Annotated in this window: 16 protein-coding genes; 12 read left to right on the top strand and 4 right to left on the bottom strand. The window is 71.6% G+C overall.

Going from position 1 to position 15090, the window contains the following annotated elements:
• Positions 1-34: 34 nt before the first annotated feature.
• The 5 genes from V6N00_RS02280 to proC all read left to right on the top strand — a co-directional run bounded on the left by V6N00_RS02280 (position 35) and on the right by proC (position 6719).
• On the top strand, positions 35-700 hold the full coding sequence (locus V6N00_RS02280) for a pentapeptide repeat-containing protein (protein WP_334230433.1): 666 nt from the start codon (positions 35-37) through the stop codon (positions 698-700).
• 190 nt (positions 701-890) lie between these two features.
• Positions 891-3653 carry a type I DNA topoisomerase gene (gene topA / locus V6N00_RS02275; RefSeq protein ID WP_334230432.1) on the top strand — a complete coding sequence of 921 codons (2763 nt, stop codon included), beginning with the start codon at positions 891-893 and terminating at the stop codon, positions 3651-3653.
• A 46-nt stretch (positions 3654-3699) separates the two neighbouring features.
• A complete protein-coding gene (locus tag V6N00_RS02270; protein ID WP_334230431.1) occupies positions 3700-4731 on the top strand; it encodes a Ppx/GppA phosphatase family protein in 1032 nt (343 codons plus the stop codon).
• Positions 4728-5552, top strand: a complete 825-nt coding sequence (locus V6N00_RS02265; protein WP_334230430.1) for a sugar phosphate isomerase/epimerase family protein — start codon at positions 4728-4730, stop codon at positions 5550-5552. Before V6N00_RS02270 ends, V6N00_RS02265 begins: the two co-directional genes overlap by 4 nt.
• A gap of 294 nt (positions 5553-5846) precedes the next feature.
• On the top strand, positions 5847-6719 hold the full coding sequence (gene proC / locus V6N00_RS02260; RefSeq protein WP_334230429.1) for a pyrroline-5-carboxylate reductase: 873 nt from the start codon (positions 5847-5849) through the stop codon (positions 6717-6719).
• A gap of 207 nt (positions 6720-6926) precedes the next feature.
• Here proC and V6N00_RS02255 read toward each other — a convergent pair whose 3' ends face one another.
• Together V6N00_RS02255 and V6N00_RS02250 are read right to left on the bottom strand one after the other, a co-directional pair.
• Positions 6927-7565 (bottom strand): potassium channel family protein, encoded by a 639-nt coding sequence (locus V6N00_RS02255; protein WP_334230745.1) that lies wholly within the window; start codon positions 7563-7565, stop codon positions 6927-6929.
• A 22-nt stretch (positions 7566-7587) separates the two neighbouring features.
• Positions 7588-8997, bottom strand: coding sequence for a TrkH family potassium uptake protein (locus V6N00_RS02250; RefSeq protein ID WP_334230428.1), 1410 nt, complete (start codon positions 8995-8997; stop codon positions 7588-7590).
• 161 nt (positions 8998-9158) lie between these two features.
• Here V6N00_RS02250 and V6N00_RS02245 point away from each other — a divergent pair, with 161 nt between their 5' ends.
• The 5 genes from V6N00_RS02245 to V6N00_RS02225 all read left to right on the top strand — a co-directional run bounded on the left by V6N00_RS02245 (position 9159) and on the right by V6N00_RS02225 (position 11975).
• Complete coding sequence (locus V6N00_RS02245) at positions 9159-10274, top strand: acetoin utilization protein AcuC (RefSeq protein WP_416385022.1); 1116 nt, start codon at positions 9159-9161, stop codon at positions 10272-10274.
• 13 nt (positions 10275-10287) lie between these two features.
• Complete coding sequence (locus V6N00_RS02240; protein ID WP_334230427.1) at positions 10288-10908, top strand: ArsR/SmtB family transcription factor; 621 nt, start codon at positions 10288-10290, stop codon at positions 10906-10908.
• 203 nt (positions 10909-11111) lie between these two features.
• Complete coding sequence (locus V6N00_RS02235; RefSeq protein ID WP_334230426.1) at positions 11112-11321, top strand: helix-turn-helix domain-containing protein; 210 nt, start codon at positions 11112-11114, stop codon at positions 11319-11321.
• Positions 11322-11505: 184 nt separating this feature from the next.
• Complete coding sequence (locus V6N00_RS02230; RefSeq protein WP_003792170.1) at positions 11506-11604, top strand: 30S ribosomal protein bS22; 99 nt, start codon at positions 11506-11508, stop codon at positions 11602-11604.
• Between the two features lie 110 nt (positions 11605-11714).
• A complete protein-coding gene (locus V6N00_RS02225; protein WP_334230425.1) occupies positions 11715-11975 on the top strand; it encodes a glutaredoxin family protein in 261 nt (86 codons plus the stop codon).
• A 60-nt stretch (positions 11976-12035) separates the two neighbouring features.
• Here V6N00_RS02225 and V6N00_RS02220 read toward each other — a convergent pair whose 3' ends face one another.
• The gene (locus V6N00_RS02220; protein ID WP_334230424.1) at positions 12036-12923 is read right to left on the bottom strand and encodes a hypothetical protein; all 888 of its coding nucleotides are present in this window, start codon (positions 12921-12923) and stop codon (positions 12036-12038) included.
• Between the two features lie 155 nt (positions 12924-13078).
• Complete coding sequence (locus tag V6N00_RS02215; protein WP_334230423.1) at positions 13079-13642, bottom strand: YceI family protein; 564 nt, start codon at positions 13640-13642, stop codon at positions 13079-13081.
• Positions 13643-13790: 148 nt separating this feature from the next.
• On the opposite strand from V6N00_RS02215, the gene V6N00_RS02210 reads away from it, so the two are divergent.
• Positions 13791-14447, top strand: a complete 657-nt coding sequence (locus V6N00_RS02210) for a histidine phosphatase family protein (protein WP_334230422.1) — start codon at positions 13791-13793, stop codon at positions 14445-14447.
• A gap of 9 nt (positions 14448-14456) precedes the next feature.
• On the top strand, positions 14457-15074 hold the full coding sequence (locus tag V6N00_RS02205) for a TlpA family protein disulfide reductase (RefSeq protein ID WP_334230421.1): 618 nt from the start codon (positions 14457-14459) through the stop codon (positions 15072-15074).
• Positions 15075-15090: the final 16 nt, after the last annotated feature.

The following is a 15090-nucleotide window of genomic DNA, read 5'->3' as shown; positions in this document are numbered from 1 at the left end:
ACGCCGCAAGAACGCCGCAAGAAGGAGGACATGCATGGCCACCTCCCGCCCGGCGATCGCAGCCCCCCGCATTGACGCGCTGCGGCTGGTCGGTCTGACCGATGCCGACCCCGCCACCATCGCGGCCGGCGCCCACCACGAGGCGCACCGGTGGACCGGCGCGGACCTGGGCGGTCGCGACCTCACCGACGCCGTGTTCAGCGAGTGCGCCTTCGTGGGCGTGGACGCCGGCGACGCCGAGCTGCGCGGCGCCCGGTTCCTCGAGACCCGACTCGAACGACTCACCGCCCCTGCGCTGCGGGCGTCCCGGTCCGGCTGGCGGGACGTGCGCCTCGAGGGCTCCCGCCTCGGCGCCGCCGACCTGACCGACGCGGACCTGCAGTCCGTCGCGGTCATCGGCAGCCGCCTCACCTTCGTCAACCTGCGGGGAGCAAGGCTGCGCGACGTCCTGTTCGCCGACAGCGTCGTCGACGAACTCGACCTGACCGGGGCGCGGGCCGAGCGCGTCGCGTTCGAGGACTGCACCGTCGGCGCCCTGGTCCTCGACCACGCCCAGCTGCGCCACGTCGACCTGCGCAGAGCGCGGCTGCGCACCGTCAGCGGCGTCGACTCCCTGCGCGGCGCCGTCCTCTCCTCCACCCAGGCGGCCGACCTCACCGCGGCCTTCGCCGCCCACCTGGGCATCACCGTCCGCGACTGAGCCCCCCGGCCGCCCCCGCGACGGGAAGCAACGGGCAGAGTCGGGCACAAGCACCACACGGCCGTCAAGGGCCCCGGAACGGTGACCAGCGCCTCAGCATGACGCCCGGTGGACGTCCGGGACCCGGTCGTATGATTCGATGGTCACGAACTCGACCGGTTCGGAATCGAAGGAAAGTCAGGAATCCGCAGTGCCCGCAAAGGCCCGCCAGCAGACCGGCAAGAAGCTCGTGATCGTCGAGTCGCCGGCCAAGGGGAAGACCATCGCGTCCTACCTCGGCCCGGGATTCGAGGTCGAGGCCTCGATGGGACACATCCGTGACCTGCCGCAGCCCTCCGAGCTGCCCGACGCGCTGAAGAAGTCGTCCGTCGGCAAGTTCGCCGTCGACCTGGACAAGGACTTCGAGCCCTACTACGTCATCACGCCGGACAAGAAGAAGAAGGTCAGCGAGCTCAAGGCCGCGCTCAAGGACGCCGACGAGCTCTATCTCGCCACCGACGGTGACCGCGAGGGCGAGGCCATCGCGTGGCACCTGCTCGAGGTGCTCAAGCCGCGCGTGCCCGTGCACCGGCTCACCTTTCCCGAGATCACCCGCGAGGCGATCCAGCGGGCGCTGGGCAACATGCGCGAGGTCGACATCGCCCTGGTCGACGCGCAGGAGACCCGCCGTGTCCTCGACCGGCTCTACGGCTACGAGATCTCCCCGGTGCTGTGGCGCAAGGTCGCCCGCGGCCTCTCCGCCGGCCGCGTGCAGTCCGTCGCCACCCGGCTCGTCGTCGAGCGGGAACGCGAGCGGATGGCGTTCGTCGCCGCCGGCTACTGGGACCTGACCGGCGAGTTCGCGGTGCCGGAGGAGAACCGGACCGACGCGTCGGCCCCCGCCTTCACCGCGCGGCTGGCCACCCTCGACGGGGCCCGCGTGGCCACCGGCCGTGACTTCGACGACGCCGGGCAGCTGAAGAACCGGCAGGCCGTCGCCCTCGACGAGGCACAGGCCCGCGGCCTGGTCGAGGCGCTGGGCAGCGCCGACTTCGCCGTCCGTGCCGTCGAGACCAAGCCGTACACGCGCCGCCCGACGGCGCCGTTCACCACCTCGACGCTGCAGCAGGAGGCGGCCCGCAAGCTGCGTTTCAGCTCGCGCAGCACGATGCAGGTGGCCCAGCGGCTGTACGAGAACGGCTACATCACCTACATGCGTACCGACTCGCCGGCGCTGTCCGACGAGGCGATCAACGCCGCCCGCCGGCAGGCCGCCGAGCTGTACGGCCCCGAGTACGTGCCGGATTCCCGCCGCGTGTACAAGGGCGGCGACAAGAACGCGCAGGAGGCGCACGAGGCCATCCGTCCCGCCGGCGACGCGTTCCGCACCCCGGCCCAGGTGTCCGGGCAGCTCAGCAGCGACGAGTTCCGGCTCTACGAGCTGATCTGGAAGCGCACCGTCGCCTCCCAGATGGCCGACGCGAAGGGCTCGACCGCGACCATCCGGGTCGGCGCCGTCGCCACCGACGGCCGGGACGCCGAGTTCTCCGCGTCCGGCACCGTCATCACCTTCCGCGGCTTCCTCGCCGCGTACGAGGAGGGCACGGACGAGGCCCGCAGCGACGCCGGGAGCCAGTCCGGCGACGCGCGGCTGCCGGACGTGCACGAGGGCGACGCCCTGACCGCGGACGACCTGGCCGCCCACGGCCACGAGACCTCCCCGCCGCCGCGCTACACGGAGGCGTCGCTGGTCAAGGCGCTCGAGGAGGCCGGCATCGGCCGCCCGTCCACGTACGCCGCGACCATCTCGACGATCATGGACCGCGGCTACGTCCGCAACCGCGGCTCGGCGCTCGTGCCCAGCTGGGTCGCGTTCTCCGTCGTGCGACTGCTCGAGCAGCACTTCCACGACTACGTCGACTACGACTTCACCGCGCAGATGGAGGAGGATCTCGACCGGATCGCCCGCGGCGAGCAGGCGCGCGCCGACTGGCTGCGCGACTTCTACTACGGCGACGGCGACGACTCGGGCCTGAACACCATCGTCGAGAACCTCGGCGACATCGACGCTCGGGCCATCAACTCCCTGCCCGTCACCGACGACATCGTGCTGCGCGTCGGCAAGTTCGGGCCCTATCTGGAGCGGGCCGCGGCCGCGGACGCGCCGGAGGGCACCGAGCCCGAGCGAGCCAACGTGCCCGAGGACCTCGCTCCGGACGAGCTGACCGCCGAGAAGGCGCGTGAGCTGATGGCCAGCGCCGGTCCGGAGGAGAACGAGCTCGGCATCGACCCGGAGACCGGGCACACCATCGTGGCGAAGAATGGCCGCTACGGCGCGTACGTCACCGAGATCGTCCCGGAGCCCTCGGTCGAGGACCAGCCGGTCGAGTACTACAAGAACGGCAAGCCGAAGCCGCCGAAGAAGCCCGTCAAGGCGAAGCCGCGCACCGGTTCGCTGCTCTCGTCCATGAGCCTGCAGACGGTGACCCTCGAGGACGCGCTGAAGCTGCTCAGCCTGCCGCGTGTGGTCGGCACCGATCCCGACGGCGTCGAGATCACCGCCCAGAACGGCCGGTTCGGGCCGTACCTGAAGAAGGGCACGGACAGCCGCTCCCTGACCAGCGAGGAGCAGATCTTCACCGTCACGCTCGACGAGGCGCTGAAGATCTACGCCGAGCCGAAGCAGCGAGGACGGGCCGCGGCGAAGCCGCCGCTGAAGGAGCTGGGCACCGATCCCGTCTCGGAGAAGCCGATCACCGTCAAAGAGGGCCGGTTCGGGCCGTACATCACGGACGGCACGACGAACATCACCGTCCCGCGTGCCGACACGATCGAGGAACTGACCCACGAGCGGGCGGTCGAGCTGCTGGCCGAGAAGCGCGCCAAGGGCCCGGCCAAGCGACCGACCGGTCGCACCCGTGGCGGCGGCAAGGCCTCGACCGGTCGCGCCCGCAGCCCCCGCAGCAAGGTCTGACCGCATCCCCGCGGCCGGCCGCGGGCAACCCGACAGGAGGTGGCCATTGCGTCTGGGCGTCCTGGACATCGGCTCCAACACCGTCCATCTGCTGCTGGTCGACGCCTACGCGGGCGCTCAGCCGGCCGCCTACGCGTCCCATAAGCGGCCGCTGGCCCTCGTGCGCTACCTCGACGACGAGGGGCGCATCTCCGCCGAGGGTCAGCGTGAGCTGGTCGGGTTCATCCGCGAGGCGCACGACGTCGCGCGGGACCACGGCGCGGAGGACCTGCTCGCGTTCGCGACATCGGCGATCCGGGAGGCGACGAACGGGCAGGAGGTGCTCGACGCCGTCGCCGAGCAGACCGCGGTGACCCTGATGGAGCTGCCGGGCGACCGGGAGGCCGCCGTGACGTTCTTCGCCACCCGACGCTGGTTCGGCTGGGGCGCGGGCACCATCCTCGACCTCGACATCGGCGGCGGCTCGTTCGAGATGGCGATGGGTGACGACGAGCTGCCCGCCCGCAACGTCTCCGTGCCGCTCGGCGCGGGCCGGCTGACGCGGGACTGGCTGCCCGAGGACCCGCCCAGCGCGGCCAGCGTCAAGGCGCTACGGTCGCACATCAAGGCCACCCTCAAGCCCGCGGTCGAGTCCTTCGCCGAGCTCGGGCGGCCGACCCTGGTCGCCGGGACCTCGAAGACGTTCCGCTCCCTGGCCCGGATGGCCGGGGCGGCCCCGAGCGGTGCCGGGCCGTACGTGCGCCGCACCCTCGACCGGCACGATCTGTCCCTGTGGGCGCAGCGGATGTCCGCGATGTCCTCGACGGACCGGGCCAACCTGCCCGGCGTCTCGGACCTGCGGGCCCGCCAGGTGCTCGCCGGGGCGCTCGTCGCGGAGGCCGCGATGCTCGCCTTCGACGTCGAACAGCTGCAGATCTGCCCGTGGGCGCTGCGCGAGGGGCTGATCCTGCGCCGCCTCGACCAGCTGGTCATCACCGGTGCCGCCCCGTCGGAGTGGCGGGACGAGAACCAGCGGCGCCTGCCGCAGGAGCTGCGCCGCCCGGCCGCCGCGACCTCCGCCGCGGGACCGACCGCGTGAGCGCGCCCCGGGACATCCCGGTCGGACTCTCGTCCTCGTCCGTCTACCCGCTCACCGTGGTCGACACGTTCGCGATGGCCCGTGATCTCGGGTACGACGGCGTCGAGGTGATGGTCACGAACAACGCCGTCAGCCGGGACCCGTCCCGGCTGCGGGACCTGCGGGAGCACTACCAGCTGCCCATCCTCTCCGTGCACGCGCCGACGCTGCTGCTCACCCAGCAGGTGTGGGGCACGGCGTGGACGAAGGTCGAGCTCAGCTGTGCGATGGCCGCGGAGGTGGGCGCCCCGACCGTCGTCGTGCACCCGCCGTTCCGCTGGCAGAGTGGGTACGCCGAGCACTTCGCGACGGGCATCCGGCGGATCATGGCCGACTACGGCGTCACCATCGCGGTGGAGAACATGTACCCGTGGCGGGTGCGTGGCCGGGACCGCCGGGCGTACCTGCCGCACTGGGATCCGGTACCACTGGAGTACGAACACGTCACCTGGGACTTCTCCCATGCGGCGTGTGCGGGGTCGAACAGCGTGAAGTCGGTGCGTGAGCTGGGCTCGCGGCTGCGGCACGTCCACCTGACGGACGGCTCCGGCGCCCAGAACCGCGACGAGCACCTGCTGCCGGGGGAGGGAAACCAGGACCCGGCGGCGGTGCTGCAGTACCTCGCGGAGAACGACTGGGACGGCTCGGTCATCGCCGAGGTCGCGACCCGGAAAGCGAAAGGTGCCGGCGAGCGGGAACAGCTGCTGGGAGACACGCTGTCCTTCGCTCGCCGGCACCTGGACCGGGCGGGGCAGCCCGATCCGTCATCTCTCGCACCTTGAGGAGGTAGTTCCCACGGTAGGGGCGGCGCATGAGCAGCCGCTCGACACCGTCTGGGGATTGTCTGGACGTCCGTCGAACGTCAGCGGTTTAGCCTCCGGCAACGAGAAAGGCCGGTGGTCCGGTCCGCCGAAGCGGCCGGGCCACCGGCCCTCGAACCAGGTCGGGCAACCCGGTTCTTCATCATCATCACTCGCACCTTCATGAGGTAGAACCAGCGTAGGAAGCGAACGTGTGACGGGGCCGTGCACCGGCTGAGAAGTGGCTGGCAACGGGTGGCTGGCACAATCGGCTGCATGACCGAGACGACCACCAGCCCCGTTCCGTCCGCGACCGACGCCCGCCTGGCCTTCATCGGCACCGGGTCGATGAACGAGTCGATCCTCGCCGGTGTGCTCGCCTCCGGGAAGGACCCCGGCACGGTCGTCGCGACCGTCCGCCGCCCCGAGCGCGCCGACGAGCTCCGCTCCCGCTTCGGCATCACCGTGCACGCCACGGGTGACGACGACGCCGCTAACGCCCGCGCCGTCGAAGGCGCCGACGTCGTCGTGCTCGGCGTCAAGCCCGTGGGCATCGAGGACATGGCCCGGGAGATCGCCGGCGCCCTCGCACCGACCACCGTCGTCGTCAGTGTCGCCGCGGCGGTGACCAACGCCATGATCGAGGCGGCGCTGCCGGCGGGCCAGCCCGTCGTGCGCGTCATGCCCAACACCCCCTCGCGCGTGCAGCGCGGCGTCCTCGCCGTCTCGCCCGGTACGTCCGCCACGGACGATCAGACGGCCCTCGTGGAGGGTGTGCTCGCGGGCTCCGGCCTGGTCGTGACCGTCCCGGAGGAGCAGCAGGACGCCGTCTCGGCGATCAGCGGTTCGGGGCCGGCCTACGTCTTCTACCTCGCCGAGGCGATGACCGATGCCGGCGTGGCGCTGGGCCTGGACCGGGAGCTGGCCGCGCGGCTTGCGGAGGAGACCGTGTCCGGGGCGGGCGAGCTGATGCGCACCTCCGACGACGACGCGGCGACCCTGCGCCGGAAGGTCACCAGCCCGAAGGGCACCACCGAGCAGGCGATCGCGACCTTCGACCGGGAGGGACTGCGGGACGTCGTCGCGCACGGCACCGCCGACGCCGCCGCCCGGGCCGCGGAGATCACGAAGGAGCTCTCCGGCAACTGAGCCGGCCGGCACGCCCGCCCGTCCGTCCGGGCGGTGCTTGCTGCCCGTGCGTGCGGCGCTGGCGCGCCTACGGGCGCGCTGTGCCGTCTGCCCGTCCGGGCGGTGCTTGCTGCCCGTGCGTACGGCGCTGGCGCGCCTTCGCCCGGGCACACCCGCGCACCTACGGACGGGCTGCGCCGTCTGCGCGCCCGGTCGGCGCTGGCGCGCCTACGGGCGCGCGGCGAACCGCTCGATGAGGTCCACGTGGCCCGAGACGATCAGCAGGTCCCGGCCGGAGACCTTGGTGTCTCCGGTGGCGTAGGTGAAGTCCTCGCCGGGGGACTTCACGCCCACGATCGTCACGCCGTACTTCTTCCGCACGGACGCCTCCCGGATGGTGAAGCCCTGGGTCTCGCGCGGTGGCCGCATCTTGACGATCGCGAAGTCGTCGTCGAACTCGATGTAGTCCAGCAGCCGCCCGGAGACCAGGTGGGCGGCGCGTCGGCCGGCGTCGGCCTCGGGGTAGATCACGTGGTTCGCGCCGATGCGGGAGAGGATCTTGCCGTGCGCCGGGGTGATCGCCTTGACCCACAGGTGCTCGACGCCGAGGTCCACGAGGTTCACGGTGATCAGCACGGACGACTCGATGGACGTCCCCACGCCCACGACCGCGGAGTTGAACTCCTGCGCGCCGAGCTGGCGCAGCGCGTCGATGTCGGTGGCGTCCGCGTCGACGACGTGCGTGAGCGTGCCCGCCCACTTCTGCACGAGCACGGGGTCGCGCTCGATCGCGAGCACCTCGCGGCCCTGCTTGACGAGCTGGTCGGCCGTGGCGGACCCGAACCGGCCGAGGCCGATTACGAGCACCGGCTGGTTGTGGGCGGGGCGGTCAGCCAAGGATGGGCCTCTCTTCGGGGAAGTGGTAGAGGGTGCGGCGCTGGCGCAGGGCGAGCGCCGTCGAGACGGTGATCGGCCCCATGCGGCCGAGGAACATGAGCACCGAGAGCACGTCCTTGCCCACCGGCGAGAGCTCCGCGGACAGGCCGTTGCTCAGCCCGCAGGTGGCGAACGCGGAGATCACCTCGAACAGCACCCGGTCCAGGGACTGCCCGCTGATCTGCAGCAGCACCGCCGTCGCGACCATCACCATGGTCGCACTGATGGCGATGACGGCCATGGCCACCCGCATCGCCGACGGCGGGATGGTGCGCCCGTGGCTGCGCACGTCGGCGTCGCCCCGGGCCTCGGCGACGATGGCGAGGACGACGACGGCGATCGTCGTCACCTTGATGCCGCCGGCCGTGGACGCGGAGCCGCCGCCGGCGAACATGAGGGCGTCCGTCACGAGCACCGACGTCTGGTCGAGGTGGTTCATGTCGACGAGGTTGAAGCCGCCCGAACGGGTCATGACCGACGCGAACACCGAGTGCAGGATCTTGTCCGCGGTGTTCATCGAGCCGATGGTGCCGGGGTTGGACCACTCGAACGCGCCCCACGCGATCGAGCCGAGAACGAGGAGGATGACCGACACCTCGACGGTCAGCTTCGCGTGCAGCGTCCACGCGTGGAACCGAGCCCGCGTGAACAGCAGCACCATGATCACGGGGAAGCCGAGGGAGCCGATGAACACGCCGGCCATCAGGGGGAGCAGGATCCACGGGTCCTCGCCGTAGGGGACGATCCCGTCGCTGTGGGGGGTGAAGCCGGCGTTGTTGAACGCCGAGATCGCGTAGAACACGGCGTGCCAGACGGCCTGGCCGAGCGGCTCGCCGAGCATCATGAACCGCGGCGCGAGGATGACGGCGATGGCGAGCTCGATCGTCGCCGACGTCGCCACGACGATCCGCAGCAGTGCGCCGACCTCGCCGAGCCGGCCGATGTTCATCTCCTCGAGGGCGATCAGCTTTCCGCGCACCCCGAGCCGCCGGCTGACCGCCATCGCCAGGATGGAGGCGAGGGTGAGCACGCCCAGGCCGCCGATCTGGATCGCGAGCAGGATGACGATCTGGCCGAACGCGGACCAGTGCGTGGCCGTGGAGACGACCGTCAGGCCCGTCACGCACACCGCGGAGACGGCGGTGAACAGGGCATCGTGCAGCGGGGTCACCCGGCCGCTGGCGGCGGCCCACGGCAGCGAGAGCAGGCCGGTGAACACGAGCACGATGCAGGCGAAGGTGATGAGCGCCAGGCGCGCCGGGGAACTGCCTGCGAGGCGGTCGACGGCGTCACGTGCGACCGACAGCAGCCAGAACGGGCTGCGGTCGTCGTCCCTCGTCCAGGGGGTGCGGGTGGTGGCCATCGCCTCCATTGTCCACGCTTGCGCGCGCAACGGGGGAGGCACGACCGGCGGGCTCGCCCCGTAGGGTAGGGACGGTGAGGGACCGACCGGGCAGCAGCGACGCTTCCGCCGTCGTGTGGGACGAGTCCTTGACCGCGTACAACTTCGGCGAGCAGCACCCGATGCACCCGAGCCGGCTGGACCTGACCGCGCGGCTCGCGACGGAGCTCGGCCTGTTCGCCCGCGACGGCGTCCAGCGGCTCGCCCCGCACGTGGCCTCCGACGCCGAGCTCGCCACCGTGCACGACCCCGAGTACATCGACGCCGTCCGCCGCGTCAGCGACGATCCGAGCGTCCCGGACGAGACGCGCGGCCTCGGCACCACGGACGACCCGGCGTTCGCGGGCATGCACGACGCCAGTGCCCGGATCGTCGGCGGCTCCCTGCAGGCCGCCGACGCCGTCGCCGACGGCACCGTCACCCGGGCGGTCAACTTCGCGGGCGGCATGCACCACGCCGCGCGGCACCGGGCGAGCGGCTTCTGCATCTACAACGACGCCGCCGCCGCGGTCGCCCGACTGCTGGACCGGGGCGTGTCCCGGGTCCTCTACGTCGACGTCGACGCGCACCACGGGGACGGCACCGAGAGCATCTTCTGGGACGAGCCGCGGGTCATGACGATCTCGCTGCACGAGACCGGGCTCGCCCTCTTCCCCGGCACCGGGTTCGCCAACGACATCGGCGGCCCCGACGCGCAGGGCTCCGCGGTCAACGTCGCGCTCCCCCCGACCACGGGCGACGGGGCGTGGCTGCGCGCCTTCCACGCCGTCGTCCCGCAACTGGCGCGCGCGTTCGCGCCCGAGGTGATCGTCAGCCAGCACGGGTGCGACAGTCACTTCCAGGACCCCCTGACGGACCTGCGCACCAGCGTCGACGCGCAGCGCCAGGTGGCCCTCGACATCCGCGACCTCGCCACCGACCTGTGCGAGGGCCGCTGGCTCGCGACCGGAGGCGGCGGCTACAGCACGACCGCCGTCGTCCCGCGCGCGTGGGCCCACCTCGTCGGCATCGTCACGGGCGAGCCCGTCCCGGTCCAGGCGCCGACGCCGCGGGCCTGGCAGGAGTACGTGCTCGAGCGCTACGGCAAGGAGGCGCCGCTGTGGATGACGGACGACGTGGACCTGTGGTGGCGCTCCTGGGAGGTCGGCTACGACCCGAACGACGACGTGGACCGCGCCGTGATGGCCACCCGCAAGGAGCTGTTCCCGCTGCACGGCCTGGACCCGTGGTTCGACTGAGCGGGAGGCACTGATGGCCCAGTCCCTGGACGACGACTCCGCCGGCACCACCCCCGTGCCGGTGCCGAGTGCGCCTCGACCCAGTGCGGCGCCCTCGGCGTCCCCCCGCCCGGACGGGCGGACCGCCGACGTGTACGCGGTGCTGGCCGACCCCACCCGCCGTCGGCTCCTGACCGCGCTGCGCGGGCAGGAGAAATCGGTCGGAGACCTCGTCATCGAACTCGCCGTCAGCCAGCCGACCGTGTCCAAGCACCTGCGCACCCTGCGCGAGGGCGGCCTCGTGCGGATGCGCGCCTCCGGCCAGCGCCGGCTCTACTCGATCCGGCTTGAACCCCTGCAGGAGGCCGCGCGGTGGATCGGGGAGTTCATGCCGGCACCCGTGGTCGCCGTGACGCCCGCGGGGGAGACGACGGACGGGGGCCGGCGTGCCACCGAGGCCGGGGTGGCCGCCCGGGCGACGTCCGGTACGGCGTACGCGGGGTCGCGTCGACCGGCCGCGCCGGGGGAGACGCCCGAGACCACCGACGAGGACGGGTCCTCGCCCATCGGACGCACCGTGGGCCGGGCCGCCGGCCGCGCGGCCGAGATGATCGCCAACATCCCCCGCCTTCGCCGCCGCAACGGCCGGTACTGACGGAGGAACCTCCAGCCCGAGGCCGGCCCGTGGAGGTGACACGCGGATCAGCGTGTCGTCACGCTCGCGTCTTCCGCACGCGTTACCCTGCTCGCTTTCACTTCTGCCACGCCAGCCACTAGAGTGGCGAGAGCACCGTCCCCGGCGTGTCGAACACACCCGTGCATGGGACCGTTCGTCGCGCACAGAGAGGGACAGGGGAGATGGCTCCAGAGCAGAACTTCGCCAACGTGAAGTTCCTGACCGTGGCGGAAGTCGCCGACATGATGCGGGTCTCGAAGATGACCGTCTACCGACTCATCCACGCCGGCGACCTGCCCGCGGTGCAGTTCGGCCGCTCCTACCGGGTCCCCGAGTCCGCCGTCACCGACTACCTGCGCCCCGCAGGCATGCCGGACGTCGACACGGCCTGAGCGTGACCGCCCCCGGGCAGTCGCGAGCGACGAACGGGCGGTGACGTGGGGACGACCGCCCGGTGACGGCCGGAACCGGTGATGCGGGTACCCTTGAGGGGAACCGCCGGCACGGCGACGGGCATCAGCGTGTGCCCGCAGCGGTCACCGGACCGTCAACAGACATCGAACGAGTGGAGGACACGTGGGTTCCGTCATCAAGAAGCGCCGCAAGCGGATGGCCAAGAAGAAGCACCGCAAGCTGCTGCGCAAGACCCGTCACCAGCGCCGCAACAAGAAGTAAGCGACGCGACCTGTCATCGAGCGCCGGACCCACACCTGGGCCGGCGCTCGACTGCGTTGCGGGCCGATGACGGCCCGCTTCCCCGCCGTCCGAGACCGGAGGAGGAACCGATGACCGCGACCGGCGCACGCTCGCCCGAGGTGGTCCTGCTGACCCGTCCGGGGTGCCACCTGTGCGACGACGCGCGCGCCGTGGTGGCCGACGTGACCGCCTCGCTCGGCCTCGACTGGACGGAGCGGTCCATCGACGGTGACGCCGAGGCGACCGCGCGATTCGGCGAGGAGATCCCCGTCGTGCTGATCGACGGGGTGCAGCGCGATTTCTGGCGCATCGACCCGGTCCGCCTGCGCCGTCTCCTCACGACCGGCTGAGGCGCGGGCGAGGACTCCGCGGCGGCGGGGTGGTGCCGCGGGCGGTGACGACGAGGGTGCTCAGCGGCCCCAGGGCGCGGCGAGGGGGGCCTTGCGGAACCACGGCCGGGCCGGGCGCAGCCACAGCATGACGATGCCGACGATGCCGACGATCGCCGCGAGGCCGCCGAGGTTGATGCCGAGGAAGACGAGGGAGAGCGCCGCGAGCACGGTGCCGAGGATCCGCGCCCAGTTCTTCCCGCGCCGCACGAAGACGACGACGAGCACGTACAGGACGAGCGCGATGACCCCGCCGACGAGCAGGACCGACTGGGCGGCGCTCGCGAGTTCGGACGCGCTGAAGTTCTGGGAGCTCTGGCCCGTCTGCTGGAGGGCCCGCTCGATGTAGTCCTGTCCCTGCGGGGAGCCGATGAACATCGCCTGCATGACCGTGTAGATCATGGCGAGCAGGGCGCCGGCGGCGATCAGCCACGATCCGATGTTCACCTCGCGCGGCATCGCGGCCGGGCGGGACGGGGCGCCTGTGCCCCACGCGTTCGCGTCCTGCGCGGGGTGGTTGCCCTGACCCCAGGCGGGGTACTGCTGACCGTACGCGGGCGGCTGCCCGTACTGCCCCGGGTCCTGCTGACCGTAGGACGGCTGCTGACCGTACGTCGGCTCCTGGCCGTAGGACGGCTGCTGGCCGTACGAGGGCTGCTGCCCGTACGAGGGCTGTTGTCCGTAGGGCTGCTGCTGACCGTACGACGGCTGGTCGCCGTAGGTGGGCTGCTGCTGGCCGTAGCCGGGCTGTTGGCCGTAGGACGGCTGCTCGCCGTAGCTGGGCTGCTGACCGTGGCGCGGCGGTTCGTCGGCGCGATCCGCGGACGGCTGGCCGTACTGGGGGTAGCGGGGACGATCCTGGCCGTCGTCGTCGGACGATCGAGGGTTCTCCGGGTTGCCGTTGCTCATCGATCCAGCTCCTGGTCTCGGCCGTCGTCCCCGCGGCGGGCGGGGACGGTGACGGGAACCGCCCCGACCCGGAAGACACAGCAGGGTTGCAGCACGTCACTGCGGACGTACTGCAACCCTACCGTGTGGAGGACCCGCCGGATCGGCGGATCAGATCAGGCCGCCTGGGGGGCGGTGTACTCGACGTCGAGGTCGATGGTGACCTTGTCGCCGACGAGCACGCCACCGGCCTCGAGCGCGGCGTTCCAGGTGATGCCGAAGGCCTTGCGGCTGATCGAGGTGGAGGCGCTCACGCCGGTCCGGGTGATGCCGAAGGGGTCGGTGGTGACGCCGGCGAGCTCGCCCGTCAGGGTGACCGGAGCGGAGGTGCCGCGGATGGTCAGCTCGCCCTCGATGACCAGGTCGTCCGGGGTGCCGGAGACGGAAGTGGACCGGAACGAGATGGCCGGGTGGTTCTCGGCGTCGAAGAAGTCAGCGCCGCGCACGTGGCCGTCACGGTTCTCGTCACGCGAGTTGATGCTGGCGACGTCGATGTCGGTGACGACGGAGCTCTGCTCCAGGGTCTCGCCGACGTTCAGGGTCGAGGTGAAGGAGTCGAAGGTGCCGCGCACCTTGCTGATGCCGGCATGCCGGACCGACCAGGTGATGTGGCTGTGGGACGCGTCCGCGGTCCACTCGCCCTGGGAGAGTCCCTTGATCTGCTCGATGGAGGTCGTCATGATCTGATCCTTCCCGGCAGGACTGGCTGCCGTGATTCGATGGCTGTTCGGTTCATGCAGATGCATAAGTTGAAACCTCAACTGTCTGACGTCAACCGGGGGTGTGCGGAATCTATTCCCCGCCCTCCGGTCTGCGAGACTGGGACCCATGCCCACGGTTCACCTGCTTCGCCACGGCGAGGTCCACAACCCCGCCCATGTGCTCTACGGCCGGCTGGACGGCTACGGCCTCTCGGACCTCGGCCGGCGGATGGCCGACACGGTGGCCGAGGACTTCGCCCGGCGCGCGGCCGACGGGGCCGACGTCGTGCTCGTCAAGGCCTCCCCGCTGCTGCGTGCCCAGCAGACCGCCGCCCCGCTCGGCGCCGCGCTCGGCCTGACCATCGGCACCGAGCCGCGCATCATCGAGGCGGAGAACCACTTCGAGGGCCTGCACATGACGCGCGACGAGCTGCGCAAGCCGAAGCACTGGCCGTACCTGATCAATCCGCTGCGCCCGAGCTGGGGTGAGCCCTACCGGGCGCAGGTGGCCCGCGTCGTCGCCGCGGTGCACGACATCCGGGCGGAGGCGGAGGCGGCCGGCGGTCCCGACGCGGAGGCCGTCATGGTCAGCCATCAGCTGCCCATCTGGGTCACCCGGCTCAGCGCCGAGCACCGTCCCCTGTGGCACGACCCGCGCAAGCGCGAGTGCGCCCTGGCGTCGATGACCAGCTTCCACTTCACCGGGACGGACCTGACCGGCGTGAGCTACCGCGAGCCCGCGGGAGCCCTGCTTTCAGGTGCTGACCAGCTTCCCGGGGCATAATCCCCGGTGATGTTCTCGCGCCACTTCCCCCGTTCCTCCGCCCGCGCGCGTGCGGCGCTCGCCGCGTCCCTGCTCCTGCTGACGGCCCCCGTGCTCGCCGGCTGCGCTGCGAGCGACAGCCTGTCCCAGCAGGCCCGCGCCGGGGACGAGAAGAACTACATCGCCGGCGACGGATCTGTCCGCGAGTACGCGGCCGGCAACCGCGGCAAGCCCGTCTCCTTCAGCTCGACGCTGTTCGGGGGCACGAAGGTCGACGCGTCCAGCTTCAAGGGCAAGGTCACCGTCCTGAACTTCTGGTACGCCGGGTGCGCCCCGTGCCGCGTCGAGGCGAAGGACCTGCAGTCGCTGTACTCGCAGTTCAAGAGCTCCGGGGCGCAGTTCTACGGCGTCAACGTCCGCGACGAGGAGCCGACGGCGGCTGCCTTCGAGCGCACCTTCGGCCTGACCTACCCGTCCTTCGAGGACCGCAACGGCACCGTGCTGCTGGCCATGACGCAGTACGTGCCGCCGCAGGCCGTCCCCACCACGCTCGTCCTGGACAAGGAGGGACGGGTCAGCGCCCGCATTCTCGGCACCGCCGAGAAGGGCACGCTGAAGTCCCTCATCCAGTCCGCCCAGCAGTCGTGAGCGCGCTCGCCGCCGC

It is taken from the genome of Tersicoccus mangrovi (assembly GCF_036881825.1).
GTDB lineage: Bacteria > Actinomycetota > Actinomycetes > Actinomycetales > Micrococcaceae > Tersicoccus > Tersicoccus mangrovi.
The sequence above is the reverse complement of the archived record's forward strand: the minus strand, read 5'-3'. Positions and strand labels throughout refer to the sequence as shown.

Bases quoted from the DNA above. Each gene is read 5' to 3' on its own strand.
- V6N00_RS02280 (WP_334230433.1), top strand. From the start codon at position 35: ATGGCCACCTCCCGCCCGGCGATCGCAGCCCCCCGCATTGACGCGCTG.
- V6N00_RS02205 (WP_334230421.1), top strand. From the start codon at position 14,457: ATGTTCTCGCGCCACTTCCCCCGTTCCTCCGCCCGCGCGCGTGCGGCG.
- V6N00_RS02235 (WP_334230426.1), top strand. From the start codon at position 11,112: ATGGCTCCAGAGCAGAACTTCGCCAACGTGAAGTTCCTGACCGTGGCG.
- V6N00_RS02240 (WP_334230427.1), top strand. From the start codon at position 10,288: ATGGCCCAGTCCCTGGACGACGACTCCGCCGGCACCACCCCCGTGCCG.
- V6N00_RS02220 (WP_334230424.1), bottom strand. From the start codon at position 12,923: ATGAGCAACGGCAACCCGGAGAACCCTCGATCGTCCGACGACGACGGC.
- V6N00_RS02250 (WP_334230428.1), bottom strand. From the start codon at position 8,997: ATGGCCACCACCCGCACCCCCTGGACGAGGGACGACGACCGCAGCCCG.
- V6N00_RS02215 (WP_334230423.1), bottom strand. From the start codon at position 13,642: ATGACGACCTCCATCGAGCAGATCAAGGGACTCTCCCAGGGCGAGTGG.
- V6N00_RS02245 (WP_416385022.1), top strand. From the start codon at position 9,159: ATGCACCCGAGCCGGCTGGACCTGACCGCGCGGCTCGCGACGGAGCTC.
- V6N00_RS02225 (WP_334230425.1), top strand. From the start codon at position 11,715: ATGACCGCGACCGGCGCACGCTCGCCCGAGGTGGTCCTGCTGACCCGT.
- proC (WP_334230429.1), top strand. From the start codon at position 5,847: ATGACCGAGACGACCACCAGCCCCGTTCCGTCCGCGACCGACGCCCGC.
- V6N00_RS02210 (WP_334230422.1), top strand. From the start codon at position 13,791: ATGCCCACGGTTCACCTGCTTCGCCACGGCGAGGTCCACAACCCCGCC.